Here is a 20,413-nt window from a genome sequence, read left to right on the forward strand (position 1 = left end):
GCCTGCCCATTGTCATGGGATGAGCCAAGCACAGGCCCATCCGCGACCCTGTCGATCGCGCCGTTAACCACTTGTTAACCCTGATTGTCCAGCTTTTCCCTGTCGCAAGAACAAATACGCCCAGGGGACCTCGTCACCAGGAGGAACAGCAGCATGGCGCCAGCGACCACACTCGCGGAGGCCGAGCGCAAGCTCGTCATCGAGACCCTCATCCGTTGCCGCGGCAACCGCACCCACGCCGCCAAGATGCTCGGCATCTCGGTCCGCACGGTACGCAACCGGATCGCGGAGTACCGGAGGATCGGCGTCTGCCTGCCGATCTACCGCGACGTCGTCTGGTCCGACTGGCCGGAGGGGGATTACTCGCCGGAGGAGGCCGGTCTGCTCACGGCGCCGGTCGAGCTGGGGGCCTGAAGAGGCCTCACCCGGCGCTCGCGCGGCCGGCCGTTCCGCCTCAGGCCGCGCCGTGCACGCTCCCGTCCGCCACCTGCACCAGGTCGGCCCGTTCGCCCAATTCGCCGAACAGCACCGGGTCGGCCCCGGTCATCCAGACCTGGCCGGGCAGGGCTTCGAGCGCGTCGAACAGGCCGGCGCGGCGGCGGGGATCGAGATGGGCCGCGACCTCGTCGAGGAGCACCAGGGGGGCAAGGCCGCTCATCCCGGTGACGAGGCGGGCATGGGCCAGCACCAGGCCGATCAGCAGCGCCTTCTGCTCGCCGGTCGAGGCGGTGGCGGCGGGTACGTCCTTCGGGCCGTGGCGCACCACGAGGTCGGAGGCCTGGGGGCCGGCGAGCGTCCGGCCGGCGGCGCGGTCGCGAAACCGGTTCTGGCGCAGGGTGGCGCGGTAGCGGTCCTCGGCATCGACCGCGGGCCAGACCGCCACGAGGTCGTCGATGTCGCCCTCGAGCCGCACCCCGGCCCAGGGGAAGGGCGAGGCCTCGTCGCGGGTCGATAGGATCAGGCTGTCGAGGCGCTCGACTGTCTCGCGGCGCGCGAGCGCCACGGCGACGGCCAGTTCCGCCACCTCGCGCTCGACGGCATCGAGCCAGGGCCCGTCGTCGGGCCGCTCCTCCAGCAGGCGGTTGCGCGAGCGCAAGGCCCGTTCCATCGCGCTCACCCGGGCGCCGTGGCCGGCATCGACGGCGAGCACCAGCCGGTCGAGGAAGCGGCGCCGGTCGCCGGCGGGGCCGCGGAACAGTGCGTCGAGGTCTGGGGTGAGCCAGACCACCCGCACCTGCTCGGCGAAGGCGGTGGGGGAGGGGGCGGTGGCCCCGTCGATGCGGCAGAGCCGGCCGCCGCGCTCGTCGCGCCCCCGCGGCGGCTCCCAGGCGGTGCCGATGCGGTGGTCGCCGCTCGGGCCCTCCACCGTCAGGGAGACCGCGAAGCCGCCCGCCCCGCCTTCGCGCGCCATCCCCGAAAAGTCGGCCCGGCGCAGGCCCCGACCGGGGGCGAACAGCGACAGGGCCTCCAGGATGTTGGTCTTGCCGGCCCCGTTCTCGCCCACCAGCGCGACGAAGCGGCGCCCGACCGCGAGGTCGAGGTCGGCGTGGTTGCGGAAGTCGCGGGCGATCAGGCGGGTGACGCGTAAGGCGGTGGGCTCGGTCATCCCCGGGCCATATCACAGGTCGGGGCGCTGGCCGGCGGTGGTGCGCGCCTCACGCGTCGTTCTGTGACGTCTCGTAGCGGGCTTGCAGACGGGCGAAGACGGCCTCGGCCGGTTGGTAGTCGCCGCTCTCGACGCCTTCGCGCCACGCTCGGCGGAGGCGCTGGATGTCCGGGATCGAGTCATCGCCGCTCGAATGAGGACGATCCCATCCCAGGTCATCGCCGCGAGCAACGGGAGTATCGGCCGACGGAGCGTGGAAGGGAGGCTTCGATGGATCGTCCGGCATTGTCACCCTCCACGTCATCCCGGGGCCGCGAAAGCGGAACCCGGGATCCATATCCGCTGACGCTTCAGAAAGCAGCGGAACGCGGGCCGCTATGATCTCCAACGTCAGCGGTTATGGATCCCGGGTTCCGCTGCGCGGCCCCGGGATGACGTGGAGTGTTGTCGGTGACGTCGGCCGATTCGTCATCGGCCGTGATGTGCACCACCCCTCACACCCGCATCGGCATCAGCACGTAGAGCGCCGGCGCGCCCTCGCGGTCCTGGATCACCGTCGGCGAGCCCGGATCGGCGAGGCGGAAGAGCGCGGTGTCGCCGTCGAGCTGGGCCGTGATGTCGAGGAGGTAGCGGGCGTTGAAGCCAATATCGAGCGGGCCGGACTCGTAATCGACGTCGAGCTCCTCGGTCGCCGAGCCCGAATCCGGGTTGTTGACGGAGAGCGACAGGCGCCCGTCGGTCATGGCGAGCTTCACCGCCCGGCCGCGCTCGGAGGAGATGGTCGATACGCGGTCGACCGCCTTGGCGAACTGGTCGCGCTCGACCGTCAGGCGCTTGTCGTTGCCGGTCGGGATGACGCGCTGGTAGTCCGGGAAGGTGCCGTCGATGAGCTTCGAGATCAGGGTGACGCCCGACGAGAAGCTGAACCGCACCTTGGCGGAGGAAATCTCGACGCCGACGGTCTCGCCGCCATCCTCGACGAGCTTCTGGATCTCGGCCACGGCCTTGCGCGGCACGATGATGCCCGGCATGCCGCCGCTGCCCTCCGGCGCCTCCATCTGGACGCGGGCGAGGCGGTGGCCGTCGGTGGCTACAGCCCGCAGCTTGAGCGAGCCTTCCGCCTCGATAGTGTGGAAGAAGATGCCGTTGAGGTAGTAGCGCGTCTCCTCGGTGGAGATCGCGAACTGGGTCTTGTCGATCAGGCGCTTGAGGTCGACGGCCGGCAGCTCGAAGCGGTGCGGCAACTCGCCGGCGGCGAGATCGGGGAAATCGGCCTCGGGCAGGGCGCCGAGGGTGAAGCGCGAGCGGCCGGAGCGGATCAGCATCTGGCCGGTCTCGCCGCTGGTCTCGAGCGAGACCTGGGCGCCGTCGGGCAGCTTGCGCACGATGTCGTAGATGACGTGGGCCGGCACCGTGATGGCGCCGCCATCGACCACGTCGGCGGGAATCGTCTCGGTCACCTCGATGTCGAGGTCGGTGGCCTTGAGCTGGAGGCCGTCCGGCCCGGAGCGCAGCAGCACGTTCGACAGGATCGGTATCGTGTTGCGCCGCTCCACGACGCGGTGCACGTGGCCGAGCGACCGAAGAAGGGCCGCGCGCTCGACGGTGACTTTCATCAGGGTGATCCGTGTCTCGTACGGCCGGCCTCCCGCGAAGGCCGGCAAAGGCAAACGTTGCCCCGTGCACGCACGGGACCGGAACTTTGGCGAAGGCGCATCCCGAAGGCAAGCCGGCGGCGGACGGCGCGGTCGTGCGCTCCTCCGCCGCCTGTGCAAGACTCAAGGGTGAGGCCGAGCCCGCGTGCTCAATCCTGGAGCATGCGCTTCAGGAGCTCGACCTCGTCGCAGAGCGCCGTGTCCTCGCCGATCGCCTTCTCGATCTTGCGCACCGCGTGCAGCACCGTGGTGTGGTCGCGCCCGCCGAAGCGGCGGCCGATCTCCGGCAGCGAGCGGAGCGTCAGCACCTTCGAGAGGTACATGGCGATCTGGCGCGGCTTGACCACCGCGGCGGTGCGGCGCTCGGAGAGGATGTCGGAGCGCGAGACGTTGTAGCGGCTCGCCACCAGCTTCTGAATGTCCTCGATCTTGACCCGCTTCGGCTCGCGGTTCTTCACGAGGTCGCGGATCGCCGTCTCGGCGGTGTCGAGGGTGACGGGCGCCCCGGTGAGGGTGGCGTGGGCGAGCAGCCGGTTGACCGCGCCTTCGAGGTCGCGGCCATTGGCGGTGATAGCTTTCGCGACGTACTCGGCCACCGCCGGGCCGACCTCGAAGGCCGGGTGGGAGGCCCGCACCGCCTCCAGGCGCGATTGCAGGATCGAGGCGCGCAGGGCCTCGTCGAGCGTGCCGATCTCGACCACGAGGCCGCCGGCGAGGCGCGAGCGCACCCGCTCGTCGAGGGCTTCGAGCTCGGTCGGCGGCCGGTCGGCCGCCACCACCACCTGGCGCCCGGCATCGATGAGGGCGTTGAGGGTGTGGCCGAACTCGGCCTGGATCGAGCGGCCCTGGATGAACTGCACGTCGTCGAGGATCAGGACGTCGATCGCCCGCAGCTTCTCCTTGAAGGCCAGCGCGCTCTGGGTCTTCAGCGCGTTGACGAAGCCGTACATGAAGCGGTCGGCGGTGAGGTAGATCACCCGGCGGCCGGCATTCTTCACCGCGTGGCCGATGCCGTGGAGAAGGTGTGTCTTCCCGAGGCCCACGCCGGCATGGAAGTAGAGCGGGTTGTAGAGCGCCGGCCCACCGTCGTGCCGGGCGACCCGCTCGGCGGCGGCATGCGCCAGCGCGTTCGAGCGGCCGACCACGAAGCTCTCGAAGGTCAGGCGCGCGTCGAGGGGCGCGCCGCCGAGATCGCCCTCGGGTGCGCTTGCGCCGCGGGCGACGCGCTCGGGCTCGGAGGCCTCGGTAGTCGGGCTGGCGGGGCTCGCGGCCGGGCGCGGGCTCGGGACGGGCTTCGTCAGCGCCGCGGCGCCGGGACGGGCCGGCGCCATCGCGCCGCGCACCCCGACCTCCAGGCTCTCGATGCCGTCGGCCTCGCTGCGGAAGGTGGCGAGCACCCGGTCGAGGTAGTGCGACTCGATCCAGCTCTTCAGGAACCGCGTCGGCACCGTCAGGCGGGCGACGCCGCCGGAGACCTCCTGCAATTCGAGCCGGGCGAACCAGCTCGCGAACACGTCCTCGCCGAGTTCCGCCCGCAGGCGGCGCTTCACCCGTTGCCAGGCTCCCGTGATTTCGCCCCGGCCGTCATCGCCGTTGCCGCCACGGCCGGAGCCGACCCCTTCCGCCAAGCTGCCGTCCACACGCATGACTGGTCCCTTCTCGGCCCGGTGGCGGCTGCCCGCTCCCGGCCCGTACGCAGATACGCTTGCCGCCATGACCCCGGACGAGGGGTCGGCGGCCGGGTCGAAGGCCCGGGAAGTCAACTCCGTCCCGGCCGTTTTCCCCGTGGTTCGTCCCGGTCTATCAACAACTGGTCTCGTTTCTCTTAAGGACCCCCGGGCTTTGCGAAATCCGCGAGGCGCCGCCGCGGGTTGGCGGCAGGTCGCGGCCGTCTCCGCGGCGGGTGCGCCGAGAAGCCGAGCCGGTTCGTCGATCGAGAGCGGGACGAGACCCGCGCGAGCGGCGGGCATGAGGAAAAGTATGGCCTTCGGGGGAAGCTTCGCAACAGGAACGATCGGCGGCACGGTAAAGCGATCGTTACGCCGTTCCCCCGCCCACGCTCGGTCCACAGCCTGTCCGGCGACAAGATCCTGGAATCGTGACCGTTTCGTTGAAGTGCGCGTTCAGCCTGCGAAAGACGCCAGCGAGTTCAACGGCTTGTCGAGAATGGGGAGGGCGCCGGGGACAGGCCGGTGGAAACCGCCGCCGTGTCGTGCGCGCACTTGACAGGGGCGCCGTCTGCCCCAGGCCAGGGCAGCACCGTCAGCTCGGGCCAGAGCGCCTGCATCCGCGCGGCCTTGGCGTCGTAGGCTGGCGCGTTGGCCAGCACGGGGTTGGGGCGCAGCACCAGGCCGAACAGGTCGGCGAGGCCGAAGGGTGCGGCGATCGAGAGGCCGTCATCCGCCTCCAGCCGCACCCCGACCGCGTGGACGATCGCCGCGTAGCGGGAGAGCGCCGCGTCGGCCGACGGCAGGGGAGGGTAGGGCGAGCCGAAGCGGCCCTCGAACCAGAGATGGACCCGGGCCTGGTTGCGGATCTCGACCGGGCCGACGCAGGGCGCGAGGACGGGGGCGGCGCGGCGCAGCACTGCGTCCTCGGCCTCCCAGGACAGGTCGGCGTCGTCGAAGTAGATCAGGTCGTAGTCGCGGATGCCGTGCCCGCGCGGCCGGCCGGTCAGGACGTTCCAGACCGTCTGGTAGAGGCAGCCGGCGACGAGGCGCCATTGCGGCAGGGCGAGGAAGCGGGCGGCGTCGAGCAGCCGCATCAGGTCCGGATCGGCCCGGATGATCGCCGCGAGCCGCCGGTGGTGTTCCGCGTCCGCGTCGGTCACGCGCCGGTATCTTCGGCCCGCCCGGCGCTCATGCGCCGGTGTACTCGGCCCAGGACATCGGCGTCTCGAACACCTTGACCGAGGACAGGAGCGGCAGGGCCGGCCGGGTCTTCCCCCAGATCCAGACCGCGATGTGCTCGGCGGTGGGATTCTCGAGGCCCGGCACCTCGTTGAGGCAGTAATGGTCGAGGCGCTCGAGCACCGGCCCGAAGGCGGCCTCGACGTCGAAGAAATCCACGACCCAGCCGGTTTCCGGATCGACCGGCCCGTCGAGGGTCAGCTCCACCCGGTAGGAATGGCCGTGCATGCGGTGGCAGCGATGGGTCGGGGGCACGTTCGGCAGCCGGTGCGCCGCCTCGAACGTGAAGGCCTGGGTGATCTTCATCTGTGCAGGGTTCTGGGGATTAGGGTCGAGTCGCCCCTTAGCACCGATGGCCCGGCGGGCGAACCCTCGTGCGACGGGTGCGCGGCGGCGTCCTGAAGCAAAGTCGGCGATCGAGAGCGGCTGAGGATGCTTTTTTTCTGAAACCATCCCACCCGCGACCTCATCCTGAGGTCGCGGGTGGGATGAGCCCGACAGGAAACGCGGGCCTTACGGGATCCCGATCAGCTTGTGGGTCTGCAGGCTCAGGCGCCAGCGGGCGTCGCGCAGGCAATGGGCCACCGCGGCCTGCGTGTTGGCGACCCGGTCCGGCCCGTCCATCGGCTGGAGCCAGAGGTGGCGGAAATCGAGTTCGGCGAGGGCATCAGGGTCGAGGCCGGCCTGGGGGAAGACGAGCTTCAGCTCGTCGCCGCGGGTGAGGTGCAGGGGCGCGCCGGCCTTGGGGCTGACGCAGACCCAGTCGATCCCCACCGGCGGCACCTGGGTGCCGTTGGTCTCCACCGCCGCCTCGAAGCCCCGGGCATGCACGGCCGCGAGAAGCGCCTCGTCGAGCTGCAACAGCGGCTCGCCGCCCGTGAACACCACGTAGCGCCGGCCGCGGGCCCCGTTCCAGGTCCGCTCGATCGCCTCGGCCAGCGCCTCCGCGTCGGGGAAGCGGCCGCCTCCGATGCCGTCGGTGCCGATGAAATCGGTGTCGCAGAAGCGGCAGACGGCCTCCGCCCGGTCGGCCTCGCGCCCGCTCCACAGGTTGCAGCCGGCGAAGCGGCAGAACACCGAGGCGCGCCCGGCCTGGGCGCCCTCGCCCTGGAGGGTGTGGAAGATCTCCTTGACGGCGTAGCTCATGATGTCGTGTCGTCGCGCGGCACCGGTCGGTGGCGGGCGCGGTGCTCCCTGTCGGTGCCTGCTGTCGTCCTGCCGTGTCAGATGGGGATCGCGCCAGCAAGGGCACCGGGCGCAAGCCTCCTCCGCATGAAACAAGGTCCCCACACCGCTGTGGACGGGCCTGTTGACGGGCACGGGATGGCAGCGCCGCCATGCTCCCGCCACGGATGGTGCGTTCATGGGGGCGTCGCGCGGCGCTGTCAAAAGCTGTGCCGTTGCCCTACAATCACGGTCGGTCCGCCATGCGGTGCCCGGGGCGGCGTGACCGGACGGTCTCATAAGCCGAGGCCGGACGGTCGCGAGAGGCGCTGCGGGACGGCACCGGCACGACGGGAACCCATCGGAATGTTCACAGCTGCGCTGCTGCCGCGCCTCGCCGGACGCCTCCTCGGCCTCGGCGCCCTCGTGGCGGCCGGATCCTTTGCCGCCGGAACGGCGGGGGCGGTCACCGCGCCGATGCTGGTCGTCGACGTCGATTCCGGCAAGGTGATCTTCAGCCAGGGCGCCACCGACCCATGGTTCCCGGCCTCGATCACCAAGCTGATGACGACCTACGTCGCCCTCGACATGGTGCGCCAGGGCCGCGCCTCGATGGACCAGCTGCTCACCATCTCGGAGGCCGCTGCGGCCGAGCCGCCCTCCAAGATGGGCTTCAAGCCCGGCACCCAGCTCACCCTCGACAACGCCCTCAAGATCATCATGGTGAAGTCGGCCAACGACGTCGCCTGGGCGATCGGCGAGAATCTCGGCGGCTCGATCGAGGGCTTCGCCGACCGGATGAACGAGACCGCGCAGCGCCTCGGCATGCGCGACAGCCACTGGTACAACCCCAACGGCCTGCCCGACCCGCGGCAATGGACCTCGGCCCGGGATATGGCGGTCCTCGGCCGGGCGCTCCTGCGCGACTTCCCCGAGAACCGCGACCTGTTCTCGATCTCGGCGATCCAGTTCGGCCGCGCGGTGATGCCGAACCACAACGGCCTGCTCGGCCGCTACGCCGGCGTCGACGGGATGAAGACCGGCTTCATCTGCTCGGGCGGCTTCAACGTGGTGGCGAGCGCCAACCGCAACGGCCGGCGCATCCTCACGGTGGTGATGGGCCAGGCGAGCGCCCGCGAGCGCGACCTGAAGGCCGCCGACCTGTTCGATTACGGCTTCGGCCAATCGACTTTCGGCTGGGGTGGCCAGACGCTCAACGAGATGCCGACGTCGAGCATCGCGAGCCCGCCCGACATGCGGCCCTACATCTGCGACAAGCGCCGGCCGATGCCGGCGGATTCGGATTCCTCCGCCGTGACCGCGGGCGCCGCCGCCGGGGGCAACGCCGACAACGCCAACGCCCAGCTGATGGCGGTGGGCGCGCAGCCCTCCTCGGCCCTGGCCTTCGCCACCATGAACAGCGCGGCCCTGCGCAACCGCGCCCTGCCGCCCCGGGCGCCCTTGCAGCCGGTGCTGGTCTGGACCGGCCGCGACCCGGCCGAGAGCGCCATCGCGGCGACCGACGAGGCGGCGCCGGCCAAGCCCGCGACCCCGCGGGTGAAGGTGGCCAAGCCTGTTCTCCAAAAGCCCGCGCCCCACAAGCCCGCCCCGAGCCGCAGCATCGCGGCGACCGGCGCCACCGTGCCGCAGCCCAAGCTCCTCGCTCGCCAGAAGGGCGCCGCGCCGGCCTCGGCTTCCGCCTTCGCCTCCACCGGCCCGGCGACCTCGGTGATCGCCGAGCCGAAGCCCGCCCACAAGGCCGCCGCGAAGCCCGCGGCGAAGCCGGCCGCCAAGGACGCGAAGCCGGCGGCGAAGCCCGAGGCCAAGGCGGCCAAGCAGACTGTGAAATCGGCCCGCAAGAAGGACGACTGAGCCGGTGGCCGCGGCGCCGGTCTTCTGCTCCGACGACGCCCTGGCCTATCGCCGCAGCCGGACCCGGTTCGTGCCGGGCGAGGGCCTCGTCCTCGACGAGGCCTACCGCCTCGCGCACCTGCCCCTGGTTGCCCCCGACCACCCGGCCGTGATCCCGGCGCGAGAGGGCCGATACTACACGCGCGGGCGCCATCCCCGGGTCGTGTCCCTGGTGCTGCCGGTGCCGCAGGCCTCCCTCGCCGCCGCCCCGGCCCATGCCGAATTGGAGCGGGAACTGCGCGCCGCGCCCTTCGCCCACAAGATCGCCTGGGAGGTCGCCGCGCGCCGTGCCGATCGCCTGCATGCGACCCTGTGCGGCTCGCTCGCCGTCGGTCCCGAAGCGGAGCCGGTGCTCACGCCGGCGCAGCGGGCGGCGCTCGCCGGCTTCGGCCCGGTGACGGTCGAGCTACGCGGCCTGTTCTCGGGTCATATCAATGTCGGGCGGCTCTACCTGCGGGCCTATCCCGAATGCCGCGACGGGACGGACCAGCTGGCGGAGATCCAGCGGATCATGGGCCGCCCGCCGAACGGTCTCTACGTCGTCGGCCTGCACGCCCTGACCGACGACCTCGACCCGCGAGAGGCCGCGAGCCTCGCCGCGCTCATCGATCGCTGGTGGGACCGGCCGATCCTGCGTCTGACGCTCGACGCCCTGTGGCTGCTGTGGGCCACGGACGACCAGGTCCTCGATGGTGGGGTGCTGGAGTGGGTGCCGCTCACCGGTACCGCGGACCGGGATTGACGTTCCGCGGCCGGATGCGCAGTTCGCGGAGTCACAGTCCGACGAGACCACCCATGACCGACGCTCCCGGCCGCCCGGCCCCGATCCCGCTCACGATCCTCACCGGCTTCCTCGGTGCGGGGAAGACCACCCTGCTCAACCGGCTGCTGCGCGCGCCGGAGCTCGCCGACACGGTGGTGATCGTCAACGAGTTCGGCGAGGTCGGGCTCGACCACTTGCTGATCGAGACGGTGGACGAGGGGATGATGCTGCTCGGCGCCGGTTGCCTGTGCTGCACCGTGCGGGGCGACCTGATCGCGACGCTGGAAGACCTGCTGCGCAAGCGCGACAACGGCCGCATCCAGCTTTTTCGCCGGGTGGTGATCGAGACCACCGGCCTCGCCGATCCGGCGCCGATCCTGCACGCGCTGCTCTACCACCCCTACGTGGCGATGCGGTACGCGCTCCAGGGCGTGGTCACGGTGGTGGATGCGGTCAACGGCGACGGCACCCTCGACGCCCATCCCGAGGCCCTGCGCCAGGCCGCGGTGGCGGACCGGCTGGTCGTGACCAAGGCCGATCTGGCGGGCGAGCGCACCGACGCCCTGCGCGCGCGCCTCGCCCGGATCAACCCGGGCGCCACGATCCTGGCGCCGGACGCGCCGGCGGACGCGCTGCTCGGCGGCCTCTTCGATCTCGACGGCAAGGTGGCCGACGTGCGGGCCTGGCTCGGGGCTGAGGACAAGCACCACGACCATCACCATCATCATGGCCACGATCACCACGGTCACGACCATCATCACGGCCACCACCATCACGACGTCAACCGGCACGACGCGGCGATCCGGGCCTTCCATCTGGTCAGCGACGAGCCGGTGCCGCGGGTGGCGTTCGAGATGTTCCTCGACCTGCTGCGGTCGGCCCACGGGCCCAAGCTCCTGCGCCTGAAGGGCCTGGTGGCGCTCGCCGACGATCCCGGCCGCCCGGTGGTGGTGCACGGGGTGCAGCACGTCGTCCACACGCCCGCCACCCTGCCGGCCTGGCCCGACGGCGACACCCGCTCGCGGCTGGTCTTGATCGTGCGCGACCTCGATCCCGCCTTCGTGCGCCGGCTCTGGGACGCCTTCCTGGGCCGGCCAAGCGTCGACGCGCCGGACGCCGCGGCGCTGACCGGCAACCCCCTGGCGATTCCGGGCGGCTGACCGAGGAGGCTGATCCCGCCCCGAGCCGGCATGGCGCTTGAAGCGTCCCGCCCGGCGCGGCCGCAGGGGCCGCTTAACCGTCCCGTTCCGGGACGGGTGACCCGGAACGAGGCTGCGATGGGCACTTCCTTGACGCTGATCGAGGGCGGGCTGGCCGATGCGGTGGGCCTGCGGGCGGAGCTGCGCCACCCCGCCTCCCTGCGCGAGACCGAGGTCGAGGCGTGGCGCAGCCTGATGGCCCGGGCCCTCGAGCCGAGCGTCTACGCCGATCCCGACTTCACCCTGACGATGGCGCAGCACCTCGCCGACGGGCAGACCCTGGCCCTGCTGATGGTCTGGCAGGACGGCCTGCGCGCCCCGGTCCTGCGCGGCGTGCTGCCGCTGCGGTTGCCGGCGCGCCAGGGCCTCGCCGGAAGCGCCCGGCTCTGGCGCCTGCCGCTCGCCGGCACCGCCGAGGCGGCGGTGGATGCCGGCCACGCCGCCGCGGTGCTGCGCGCCGCCCTCGATCACCTGCGCGGGTCGCGGCTGCGCCTCGTCGACCTGCACTGGCCGGACCTGCGGCCGGATTCGGGGCTGGCGGTCGCCCTCGGCGAGGCCGCGGGCGCGACCGGACGGCGCCTCGCGATCGCCGACCAGACAGAGGCGCCCTTGCCCGAGCCGGCCCCCCTGACCCTGCCGGCCGGCCGGACCTCGCTGGAGCGGGTGCGCGATCCGGTGCGCCTGCGTGACGCGGTCGAGCATTTCCTGGTGCTCGACGCGCGGCGCGGCGCCGGCAGCCTGCTCGCCGAGCCCGCGGCCGCGACGGCGTTCCGGGTGGTGACCCGGCGCTTCGCCCACCGCCGGCAAGCCTGCGTCGATCTGGTGCGGCGGGATGGGGAGGTGGTGGCGGCGGCCGTGCACCTCGCGACCGGGCGGCATGACACGATCTGGCGCCAGGCGGGCCTGTGCCTGGCGCGGGGCCCGGCGCCGATGAAGGCGCCCGCACGCGTCGAGGCCGTGGTGACGGTGGAGGCGCTGGCAGCTGCCCGGCCGAAGCCGACGGCCTTGAGCCGCCTGATGCGCCTGCGGGCCTGAGCAGGCCGGACCGGCTGCTCGCCTACTCGTCCTCGCCGAAGCGGTTGGCGAGGAGGGCGGCGATCGCCTCCATGCAGGAATCCTGGTCCGGCCCGAGCGCCGTGACCCGGATGCTGGTGCCCTGCGCCGCGCCGAGGGTGAGCAGGCCCATGATCGAGCGCCCGCCCACCGTCTCGCCGCCCCGGCTCACCGTGACCTCCGAGCCGAATTTCTCGACCGTCTGCACGAACTTGGCGGAGGCGCGAGCGTGCAGGCCGCGGCGGTTGATGATCGGCAGGTCGCGGGCGCTGGCGCCCTCGGGGATCGGCGGCAGCTCGCCGTCCTCGTCGTCTGTGTCGGCAAAGGGCGTCATCGTGGGGGGCACCTGCTCGGACCCGGTTCGGACCTGCCTGGCGGTCGTCCGGCTCTCGCGCGCATCATCGGGAAACGGCCGGTTACGGTAACCGGACGTTTGCAGAAAGCTAGAGCGGATGGCGCGGGAATCGAGCGCTTCGTCGAGCGCTCGGACGCTCGCCCAGCCTACTTGCCGGCGAGCACCCGCGAGGCGACGTTGATGTACTTGCGCCCCGCCTCCTGGGCGTGGAGCACCGCCTCGCCCAGGGATTCTTCGTCGCGGACGCTGGCGAGCTTGATCAGCATCGGCAGGTTGATGCCGGCGACCACCTCGACCGAGCCGCCGTTCATGCAGGAGAGCGCGAGGTTCGAGGGCGTGCCCCCGAACATGTCGGTCAGCACGACGACGCCGTCTCCGGTATTCACCCGGCACACCGCCGACATGATGTCCTTGCGCCGGACCTCCATGTCGTCCTCGGGGCCGATGGTGATGGTCTCGAGCTGATCCTGCGGCCCCACGACGTGCTCCAGCGCGGCCTTGAATTCCGTCGCGAGCAGGCCGTGGGTGACGAGCACCATTCCAATCATCGACACGAGTTCCGACGCCCCGTTGGAGCCGAGCCGCCATTTTGTGCAGCGCAAAGGCGAGCGCAAGAGCAATGCGGCGAAATCCGCATCAATCGGTCATCATCATGACACGGAGGCGGCGCCAACGCCACATCACCGTTGCGGCCCGGCCGGGGTCCGGCGACAGGACCATTCTCGGCAGGGCCGCCCCCTGGAGACGAATCGTCTCCGCCCCCTCCTCGGGCATCCGCGGGGCGCTCCCCTCGAGGTCGACGACGAGGCGCAGGACCGCGGAAGGCATCGTGGCGTCAACGGGTTGCAGGCCGAGGCCGCGGATCTCCAGGAGCCCCGCGAGCGCCGGGTGCGGGGCGGCGACGAGGCGCCCGTGCCGCTGGGTCAGGGTCACGCGGTCGTCGCCGACGAGGGCGGCGAAGACGCCAGAGATAGCGCCGAGCCCTAACAGGTCACGCACCAGGGTCGATTTGCCGCTCCCCGCCGCCCCCCGGATCAGGATCCCGTCCTCGCCCAGCACCACGCAGCTGGCGTGAACGGTGCCCACTCAGCGGCTCTGGGCCGGGATGCGGACGATGAAGCGGGCGCCGAGCAGGGCAGGCTCGCCGTCCTCCCCGAGCGGCCCGAGGCGGTTCTCGGCCCGGATCGTGCCGCGGTGCGCCTGGACGATCTGGCGCGAGATCGAGAGGCCGAGGCCTGAATTCTGGCCGAAACCCTGCTCCGGCCGGTCGGTGTAGAAGCGCTCGAAGATCCGCTCCAGGGCGTGGGGCGGGATGCCCGGCCCGTCATCCTCCACGGTCAGTTCGACGGCGTTGCGCCGGCGCCGCAGGGCGACCCGGACGCTCGCGCCCTTCGGCGAGAACGAGCGGGCATTGTCGAGCAGGTTGTTGACCACCTGGCCGAGCCGGCTGTCGTGGCCGAGGATCGCGAACGGGTCGTCGAGGCCGGCCGGGGCCGGCTCGACCGTGAGGTCGATCGCCGCGTCGCCCCGGCGCCGGCGCTCGTTGGCGACCGACACCACCGTGGTGATCAGCTTCTTCAGGTCGACCCGGCCGGCCTCGGCCCGGGCGAGTTCGGCGTCGAGACGCGAGGCGTCGGCGATGTCGCTGATCAGCCGGTCGAGGCGCTTCACGTCGTGCTGGATCACCTGCAGCAGCCGGCCGCGCGATTCATCGGTCTTGGCGAGCGGCAGGGTCTCGACGGCGCTGCGCAGCGAGGTCAGCGGGTTCTTCAATTCGTGCGAGACGTCCGCCGCGAAGTTCTCGATCGCGTCGAGGCGGCGGTAGAGCGCCTGGGTCATGTCGCGCAAAGCCCCCGAGAGGTGGCCGATCTCGTCGGTGCGCCGGGTGAAGTCGGGGATCTCCTGGCGCGACTTGATGCCGGTGCGCACCCGTTCCGCGGCCTCAGCGAGGCGCCCGACCGGGCCGACGATCTGGCCGGCGACCAGCATCGACAGCACCACCATCACCAAAGCCGCGATGATGAAGACCTGCAGCAGCGAGAAGCGCTCGGCGGCGATGATCTTGTCGATGTCGCCTTCCTGGGTCGAGAGCAGCAGGGCGCCTCGCACCGTGCGGCCGCGCTGGATCGGCACCGCTACCGACACGATGGTCTCGCCCGGGCCGTTGCGGCGCACCAGCGTGCCGCGGGCCCCAGTCAGCGCCCGCTGCACCTCCGGCAGGGTGCGCCCGTCGGCGGGCCCCGGCTCGTCGGCGGTGGAGGGGCGGCCGAGGCCCGGCACGTGGGTGCGCACCGTGTTCCAGGCCTGCTCGATCAGGTTCGGGCTGTCCTTGCGGGCCGGCGGCGGGTCGCGGCTGAGGTCGCCGCGGATGTAGAGGCCGCGCGAATCGATCAGCATCGTGCCGTCGCGGTCGTAGACCCGGGCGCGGGTGCCGGTCGGCGTGATCAGGCGGCGCAGGAGCGGGGCGACCCGCTCCGGGTTGAGGGAGAATTCGAGGCCCGACGGCGCCTCGTCGCCGTAGGCCCCGGCCTCGCCGGCCTGGAGCTGGAGCAGGCGGTCGGGGTCGATGGTGATCGCGTCGGTGTCGACGGTGGCCGAGGCCGCGATGGCGCCGGCGATGATGTCTCCCTGCGTGAGCAGGCTCTGCACCCGCGCCTCGATCAGGCCCTGGCGGAACTGGTTGAGGTAGAGGAAGCCGAGGAGCAGCGCGATCAGCCCGGCGAGGTTCAGCACCACGATGCGCCGGGTCAGGCTCGAGGCGAAGCGCTGGGCGATCCAGCGCCGGACCGTCCGCAGGCCGAACGGCTCGCGCGCGGCCTCGGCGTCGGGGTCGATCTCGCTCGACGGCCTCGGACCCGAACCGCCGAGGAGGCGGCCCCGGGACAATCCCTTGTTGGCGAGCAGGCGGCGCACGGCGCCGAGAGCCGATCCGTCGCTCACGCGGTCACATCTCTGCTGGTCAAGCGACTCACATTTCCTTGAAACGGTAGCCGACGCCGTACAGCGTCTCGATCATGTCGAAGCTGTTGTCGGTCACCTTGAACTTCTTGCGCAGGCGCTTGATGTGGCTGTCGATGGTGCGGTCGTCGACGTAGACCTGGTCGTCGTAGGCGGCGTCCATCAGGGCGTTGCGGCTCTTCACGACGCCGGGGCGCTGGGCCAGAGCCTGCAGGATCAGGAATTCGGTCACGGTCAGCGTCACCGGCTCGCCTTTCCAGGTGCAGGTGTGGCGCTCCGGGTCCATCATCAGCTGGCCGCGCTCCAGCGAGCGGGCGGCGGCGGCCTCCGCCTCGCGGGCCGAGGCGCCGGGCCCGGCCTCCTTGGCGGCGAAGCGGCGCAGAACCGCCTTGACGCGCTCGACCAGCAGGCGCTGCGAGAACGGCTTCCGGATGAAGTCGTCGGCGCCCATCTTCAGGCCGAACAGTTCGTCGATCTCCTCGTCCTTCGAGGTCAGGAAGATCACCGGCAGGTCGGATTTCTGGCGCAGGCGACGCAGGAGCTCCATCCCGTCCATCCGCGGCATCTTGATGTCGAAGATCGCGAGGTCAGGCGGCGAATGCTTCAGCCCGTCGAGGGCGGAGGCCCCGTCGGTGTAGGTCTGGATCCGGTAGCCCTCGGTCTCCAGGGCGATCGACACGGAGGTCAGGATGTTGCGGTCGTCATCGACGAGGGCGATGGTCGGCATGGGCATTTCCTGGGGCGCGGGCGTCGCCCGCAGGACATACCGGCCCTGCTGAACGCCACCCGACTGAAACCGGTTCCGGGGCAGATCTCGCGTGCGCGGCCCCCGTCCGGGAAAAAGGCTGGACAGTGGCCGCGACGCCACGATTCGGACTCCCTTAAGGCCATCCCGCCGAAAAAGCGAGCACCCGTGGCGAGGCGGCCACAGGCAGGGCAGATTCCAGCCTCGCGGGCCGCGGCGTCGCGCGGCCTGGACGGGCCCGTCCGCCGACGCCAAGGTAGGGCACGAGGTAAGCGGGGCGAGAGGGACGGTATGGCGGAGGGAGAGAGGAAGCAGGCCGCGCCGCTGCCGGCCGCCGAGGCGCCGTTCGACGCGATCGGCCTCGCCAAGTCCCTGCTGCGAAAAGTGCGCTCGGGCGCCCTCGCGACCCTGGAGCGGGAGGGCGGCGCCCCCTTCGCGTCGCTCGTCACCGTGGCGACGGATGCCGACGGGACGCCGCTCCTGCTGCTCTCGCGCCTCTCGGCCCACACCCTCAACCTGGAAGCCGATCCGCGCTGCTCGCTGCTGCTGAGCCCGGGCGGCAAGGGCGACCCGCTCGCCCATCCGCGCCTGACCGTGACGGGTTTGGCGGAGCGGAGCGCCGAGACGCGGGTGCGGACGCGCTTCCTCGCCCGCCATCCGAAGGCCGCGCTCTACGCCGACTTCCCGGATTTCGCGTTCTTCCGCCTCGCGGTCCGGGCCGGCCACCTCAATGGGGGCTTTGCCAAGGCCGCGATGCTGACGGCTGGGGAGCTGCTCACGGACCTGTCCGGGCTGGAGGCGCTCGCCGAATCCGAGCCGGGTGCCGTCGCCCACATGAACGAGGACCATGCCGACGCCGTCGCGCTCTACGCCACGCAACTCGCCGGGGAGGAGCCCGGGCCGTGGCGCCTGACCGGGTTCGACCCGGAGGGGCTCGACCTGATGGCCGGAGACCGCACCGCCCGGGTCGCGTTTCCGGAGCGCCTGGCGAGCCCCGCCGCCCTGCGCCCCACCCTCGTGGCGATGGCAGCGCAGGCGCGCGCCGTTCCCGGTTCCTGACACAAAGTCGAGCCTGTCAGGGGCGCTCACGGCGAATTCGATTGAACCGTGAAGGTTCGCCACCTACTAAAGCAGCCCATCGAGGCCCCTTGATCGGCCTCGGCGCGGAGGCGCGCGACCTGCTAGGACAGGCACGGTCACCGCACCGGACGCGAGCGTGAAGTCATTCGGCCCGATCCGGACCGGCGACGCCGGGTTTTCCAAGGTCGGCGCCAGGAGGAACAGGCGTGAACGACATCGGCGTATTCAACGAGGCGTTCGGCGCCGACAAGATCGGCTTCCGCAACCTCAAACGCGTCAACTGGAACCTGGAGGCCCCGAGCCTCTACGAGCACGCGCTGCAGCGCGGCGAGGCCCAGCTCGCCGCCGGCGGTGCCCTGGTCGCCGAGACTGGCATCCATACCGGCCGCTCGCCCAAGGACAAGTTCGTGGTCCGCGACGCGGATACCGAGAACGAGGTGTGGTGGGAGAACAACGGCGGCATCACCCGGCCCCAGTTCGAGACCCTGCTGGAGGACTTCCTGGCCCATGCCGAGGGGCGTGAGCTGTTCGCGCAGGATCTCGTCGGCGGCGCCGAGGTCGGACATCGGGTCCGCGCCCGGGTGTTCACCGAATATGCCTGGCACTCGCTGTTCATCCGCAACCTGCTGATCCGCCCGGAGCGCGAGACCCTCGCGACCTTCGAGCCGGAACTGACAATCATCGACCTGCCGAGCTTCCGCGCCGACCCGGCCCGGCACGGCTGCCGCACCGAGACCGTCATCGCGGTCGATTTCTCGCGCAAGATCGTGCTCATCGGCGGCACTTCCTACGCCGGCGAGATGAAGAAGTCGGTCTTCACCTACCTGAACTACGTGCTGCCCAAGGCCGGCGTGATGCCGATGCACTGCTCGGCGAACGTGGGCCACGAGGGCGACTCGGCCCTGTTCTTCGGCCTGTCGGGCACCGGCAAGACCACCCTGTCCTCCGACCCGAACCGGGTGCTGCTCGGCGACGACGAGCACGGCTGGAGCCCGAAGGGCATCTTCAACTTCGAGGGCGGCTGCTACGCCAAGACCATCCGCCTGTCGAAGGAGGCCGAGCCCGAGATCTACTCCACCACCGAGCGCTTCGGCACCGTGATGGAGAACGTCGTCATCGATCCGGTCACCCGCCTGCCGGACTTCGACGACGCCTCGCGCACCGAGAACACCCGCTGCGCCTACCCGCTGCCCTTCATCAGCAATTCGAGCGCCACGGGCCAGGCCGGGCACCCGAAGAACATCGTCATGCTGACCTGCGACGCCTTCGGGGTGCTGCCCCCGATCGCCAAGCTGACCGGCGCCGAGGCGATGTACCACTTCCTCTCGGGCTACACCGCCAAGGTGGCCGGCACCGAGAAGGGGCTGAAGGGCCCGGAGGCGACCTTCTCGACCTGCTTCGGCGCGCCGTTCATGCCGCGTCACCCCTCGGTCTACGGCAACCTGCTGCGCGACCTAATCGCCCGCCACCACGTCGATTGCTGGCTGGTCAATACCGGCTGGACCGGCGGCGGCGTCGGCACCGGGCGGCGCATGCCGATCCGGGTCACCCGCCGGCTGCTGACCGCGGCTTTGGACGGCTCGCTCGCCAAGGCGGATTTCCGCCGCGACCCGTATTTCGGCTTCGCGGTCCCGACCTCGGTGCCGGGCGTCGAGCCGCACATCCTGTACCCGGTGAAAACCTGGCAGGACAAGGCCGCCTTCGCCGAGACGGCCAAGAGCCTGGTCGAGATGTTCCAGAACAACTTCAAGCGCTTCGAGGCCCATGTCGACGCCGACGTGCGCGCCGCCGAGCCGACCATGTCGATCGCGGCGTAATAAACCCGCGCGATCATCACGAGGGCCCCTCTCCCCCCGGAGAGGGGCCCTTTTTCGTCGTATAAGCCCTAACGAAGAAACCAGAGGGAGGAGCGGCCGATGATGGTGCTCGTCGTCGGTGCCGGCGTGGTCGGCCTCGCGATCGGTCGGGAACTGGCCCTGCGCGGCCACGAGGTGATCGTCGCGGAGGCGGAGGGCGGCATCGGGACCGGCGTGTCCTCGCGCAATTCCGAGGTGATCCATGCCGGGATGTACTATCCGACCGGCTCGTCCCGGGCGCGCCACTGCGTCGAGGGGCGGCGCCAGCTCTACGCCTTCTGCCAGAGCCACGGGGTGCCGCACGCGAAGATCGGCAAGCTGATCGTCGCGGCGACCGAGCCCGAGGGCGCCAAGATCGCGGCGATCCACGCTCAGGGCGTCGAGAACGGGGTCGAGGGCCTGTCGCTCCTCGACGGCACTGAGGCGCGGCGCCTCGAACCGAACCTCACCTGCAACGCCGCGCTCCTCTCGACCGAGACCGGCATCGTCGACAGCCATGCCCTGATGCTGGCTTTGCAGGGCGACATCGAGGATGCGGGCGGGGCGCTCGCCTTCAATACCCCGATCTCCCGCCTGACCCGCTCGGACGGGGGCTGGACCGCCCATTTCGGCGACGACGCCCTCGCGGTCGATGCCGTCGTCAACACCGCGAGCTTCGGCGCGCAGACCCTCGCCCGGGCGACCGAGGGCTACCCGGAGGCGCGGGTGCCGCGCCTCGTTCTCGCCAAGGGCAATTACTTCGGCTGCACCGGGCGCCCGGCCTTCTCGCGGCTGATCTACCCCGCCCCGGTCGAGGGGGGATTGGGCATCCACCTCACCCTGGACCTCGCCGGCCGGATGCGCTTCGGCCCCGACGTCGAGTGGATCGACGCGCCGGACTACGAGGTCGATCCCGGCCGCGGCGCCCTGTTCTACGCCGCGATCCGCCGCTACTGGCCCGCGCTCCCCGATGGCGCCCTGGTGCCCGACTATGCGGGCATCCGCCCGAAACTGTCCGGCCCGGGGGAGGGGGCCGCCGACTTCCTCATCGACGGGCCGGCCGAGCACGGGCTGCCGGGGCTGGTGCATCTCTTCGGCATCGAGAGCCCGGGGCTGACCTCGAGCCTGTCGCTGGCGCAGGACGTGGCGGACCGGCTGGGGGCGTGAGGCGGCCTGTCGT

Annotated in this window: 20 protein-coding genes; 8 read left to right on the forward strand and 12 right to left on the reverse strand. The window is 71.3% G+C overall.

Going from position 1 to position 20,413, the window contains the following annotated elements:
* Positions 1-153 precede the first annotated feature (153 nt).
* Positions 154-414: a helix-turn-helix domain-containing protein gene (locus tag ABZT49_RS33220; protein ID WP_355292745.1), complete on the forward strand. Its 261-nt coding sequence runs from the start codon at positions 154-156 to the stop codon at positions 412-414.
* Positions 415-454: 40 nt separating this feature from the next.
* On the opposite strand, the gene recF is transcribed toward ABZT49_RS33220, so the two are convergent.
* The 7 genes from recF to queE form a co-directional block, all read right to left on the reverse strand.
* Positions 455-1,606 (reverse strand): DNA replication/repair protein RecF, encoded by a 1,152-nt coding sequence (gene recF, locus ABZT49_RS33225; protein ID WP_355292747.1) that lies wholly within the window; start codon positions 1,604-1,606, stop codon positions 455-457.
* Between the two features lie 49 nt (positions 1,607-1,655).
* Complete coding sequence (locus ABZT49_RS33230; protein ID WP_355292749.1) at positions 1,656-1,892, reverse strand: hypothetical protein; 237 nt, start codon at positions 1,890-1,892, stop codon at positions 1,656-1,658.
* A 208-nt stretch (positions 1,893-2,100) separates the two neighbouring features.
* Positions 2,101-3,222 carry a DNA polymerase III subunit beta gene (gene dnaN / locus ABZT49_RS33235; protein ID WP_093570941.1) on the reverse strand — a complete coding sequence of 374 codons (1,122 nt, stop codon included), beginning with the start codon at positions 3,220-3,222 and terminating at the stop codon, positions 2,101-2,103.
* A 188-nt stretch (positions 3,223-3,410) separates the two neighbouring features.
* Positions 3,411-4,907, reverse strand: a complete 1,497-nt coding sequence (dnaA, locus tag ABZT49_RS33240) for a chromosomal replication initiator protein DnaA (RefSeq protein WP_355292750.1) — start codon at positions 4,905-4,907, stop codon at positions 3,411-3,413.
* A 503-nt stretch (positions 4,908-5,410) separates the two neighbouring features.
* Positions 5,411-6,091, reverse strand: a complete 681-nt coding sequence (locus tag ABZT49_RS33245; RefSeq protein ID WP_355292752.1) for a nucleotidyltransferase family protein — start codon at positions 6,089-6,091, stop codon at positions 5,411-5,413.
* 28 nt (positions 6,092-6,119) lie between these two features.
* Positions 6,120-6,476, reverse strand: a complete 357-nt coding sequence (gene queD / locus ABZT49_RS33250) for a 6-carboxytetrahydropterin synthase QueD (protein WP_355292754.1) — start codon at positions 6,474-6,476, stop codon at positions 6,120-6,122.
* Positions 6,477-6,683: 207 nt separating this feature from the next.
* Complete coding sequence (gene queE, locus ABZT49_RS33255; protein WP_355292756.1) at positions 6,684-7,316, reverse strand: 7-carboxy-7-deazaguanine synthase; 633 nt, start codon at positions 7,314-7,316, stop codon at positions 6,684-6,686.
* Positions 7,317-7,700: 384 nt separating this feature from the next.
* Between queE and ABZT49_RS33260 the strand changes: the two genes are divergently transcribed.
* From ABZT49_RS33260 to ABZT49_RS33275, 4 genes are all read left to right on the forward strand, one after another.
* Entirely contained in the window at positions 7,701-9,206 is a 1,506-nt protein-coding gene (locus ABZT49_RS33260; RefSeq protein ID WP_355292758.1) for a serine hydrolase, read from the forward strand.
* 4 nt (positions 9,207-9,210) lie between these two features.
* A complete protein-coding gene (locus ABZT49_RS33265) occupies positions 9,211-9,987 on the forward strand; it encodes a hypothetical protein (RefSeq protein ID WP_355292760.1) in 777 nt (258 codons plus the stop codon).
* A gap of 53 nt (positions 9,988-10,040) precedes the next feature.
* A complete protein-coding gene (locus ABZT49_RS33270) occupies positions 10,041-11,168 on the forward strand; it encodes a GTP-binding protein (protein WP_355292762.1) in 1,128 nt (375 codons plus the stop codon).
* Between the two features lie 117 nt (positions 11,169-11,285).
* The gene (locus ABZT49_RS33275) at positions 11,286-12,242 is read left to right on the forward strand and encodes a hypothetical protein (RefSeq protein ID WP_355292764.1); all 957 of its coding nucleotides are present in this window, start codon (positions 11,286-11,288) and stop codon (positions 12,240-12,242) included.
* 22 nt (positions 12,243-12,264) lie between these two features.
* Here ABZT49_RS33275 and ABZT49_RS33280 read toward each other — a convergent pair whose 3' ends face one another.
* The 5 genes from ABZT49_RS33280 to ABZT49_RS33300 all read right to left on the reverse strand — a co-directional run bounded on the left by ABZT49_RS33280 (position 12,265) and on the right by ABZT49_RS33300 (position 16,300).
* Positions 12,265-12,594 (reverse strand): HPr family phosphocarrier protein, encoded by a 330-nt coding sequence (locus ABZT49_RS33280; protein ID WP_093570934.1) that lies wholly within the window; start codon positions 12,592-12,594, stop codon positions 12,265-12,267.
* Positions 12,595-12,761: 167 nt separating this feature from the next.
* A complete protein-coding gene (locus ABZT49_RS33285; RefSeq protein WP_355292823.1) occupies positions 12,762-13,163 on the reverse strand; it encodes a PTS sugar transporter subunit IIA in 402 nt (133 codons plus the stop codon).
* Positions 13,164-13,251: 88 nt separating this feature from the next.
* Positions 13,252-13,701, reverse strand: coding sequence for an HPr kinase/phosphatase C-terminal domain-containing protein (locus tag ABZT49_RS33290; RefSeq protein WP_355292766.1), 450 nt, complete (start codon positions 13,699-13,701; stop codon positions 13,252-13,254).
* The gene (locus ABZT49_RS33295) at positions 13,702-15,450 is read right to left on the reverse strand and encodes a stimulus-sensing domain-containing protein (RefSeq protein WP_407943630.1); all 1,749 of its coding nucleotides are present in this window, start codon (positions 15,448-15,450) and stop codon (positions 13,702-13,704) included.
* A 133-nt stretch (positions 15,451-15,583) separates the two neighbouring features.
* Positions 15,584-16,300, reverse strand: coding sequence for a response regulator transcription factor (locus ABZT49_RS33300; protein ID WP_048430384.1), 717 nt, complete (start codon positions 16,298-16,300; stop codon positions 15,584-15,586).
* Positions 16,301-16,609: 309 nt separating this feature from the next.
* Here ABZT49_RS33300 and ABZT49_RS33305 point away from each other — a divergent pair, with 309 nt between their 5' ends.
* From ABZT49_RS33305 to ABZT49_RS33315, 3 genes are all read left to right on the forward strand, one after another.
* A complete protein-coding gene (locus ABZT49_RS33305; RefSeq protein WP_355292768.1) occupies positions 16,610-17,377 on the forward strand; it encodes a DUF2470 domain-containing protein in 768 nt (255 codons plus the stop codon).
* 227 nt (positions 17,378-17,604) lie between these two features.
* Complete coding sequence (locus ABZT49_RS33310; protein WP_355292770.1) at positions 17,605-19,215, forward strand: phosphoenolpyruvate carboxykinase; 1,611 nt, start codon at positions 17,605-17,607, stop codon at positions 19,213-19,215.
* Positions 19,216-19,314: 99 nt separating this feature from the next.
* Entirely contained in the window at positions 19,315-20,400 is a 1,086-nt protein-coding gene (locus tag ABZT49_RS33315; protein WP_355292772.1) for an NAD(P)/FAD-dependent oxidoreductase, read from the forward strand.
* The last annotated feature ends 13 nt before the right edge of the window (positions 20,401-20,413 follow it).

The organism is Methylobacterium sp. EM32 (genome assembly GCF_040593685.1).
GTDB lineage: Bacteria > Pseudomonadota > Alphaproteobacteria > Rhizobiales > Beijerinckiaceae > Methylobacterium.

Bases quoted from the DNA above. Each gene is read 5' to 3' on its own strand.
- ABZT49_RS33315 (WP_355292772.1), top strand. From the start codon at position 19,315: ATGATGGTGCTCGTCGTCGGTGCCGGCGTGGTCGGCCTCGCGATCGGT.
- ABZT49_RS33280 (WP_093570934.1), bottom strand. From the start codon at position 12,594: ATGACGCCCTTTGCCGACACAGACGACGAGGACGGCGAGCTGCCGCCG.
- ABZT49_RS33285 (WP_355292823.1), bottom strand. From the start codon at position 13,163: ATGATTGGAATGGTGCTCGTCACCCACGGCCTGCTCGCGACGGAATTC.
- ABZT49_RS33270 (WP_355292762.1), top strand. From the start codon at position 10,041: ATGACCGACGCTCCCGGCCGCCCGGCCCCGATCCCGCTCACGATCCTC.
- ABZT49_RS33260 (WP_355292758.1), top strand. From the start codon at position 7,701: ATGTTCACAGCTGCGCTGCTGCCGCGCCTCGCCGGACGCCTCCTCGGC.
- ABZT49_RS33220 (WP_355292745.1), top strand. From the start codon at position 154: ATGGCGCCAGCGACCACACTCGCGGAGGCCGAGCGCAAGCTCGTCATC.
- recF (WP_355292747.1), bottom strand. From the start codon at position 1,606: ATGACCGAGCCCACCGCCTTACGCGTCACCCGCCTGATCGCCCGCGAC.
- ABZT49_RS33275 (WP_355292764.1), top strand. From the start codon at position 11,286: ATGGGCACTTCCTTGACGCTGATCGAGGGCGGGCTGGCCGATGCGGTG.
- queD (WP_355292754.1), bottom strand. From the start codon at position 6,476: ATGAAGATCACCCAGGCCTTCACGTTCGAGGCGGCGCACCGGCTGCCG.
- ABZT49_RS33305 (WP_355292768.1), top strand. From the start codon at position 16,610: ATGGCGGAGGGAGAGAGGAAGCAGGCCGCGCCGCTGCCGGCCGCCGAG.
- ABZT49_RS33230 (WP_355292749.1), bottom strand. From the start codon at position 1,892: ATGCCGGACGATCCATCGAAGCCTCCCTTCCACGCTCCGTCGGCCGAT.
- queE (WP_355292756.1), bottom strand. From the start codon at position 7,316: ATGAGCTACGCCGTCAAGGAGATCTTCCACACCCTCCAGGGCGAGGGC.
- dnaA (WP_355292750.1), bottom strand. From the start codon at position 4,907: ATGCGTGTGGACGGCAGCTTGGCGGAAGGGGTCGGCTCCGGCCGTGGC.
- dnaN (WP_093570941.1), bottom strand. From the start codon at position 3,222: ATGAAAGTCACCGTCGAGCGCGCGGCCCTTCTTCGGTCGCTCGGCCAC.
- ABZT49_RS33300 (WP_048430384.1), bottom strand. From the start codon at position 16,300: ATGCCGACCATCGCCCTCGTCGATGACGACCGCAACATCCTGACCTCC.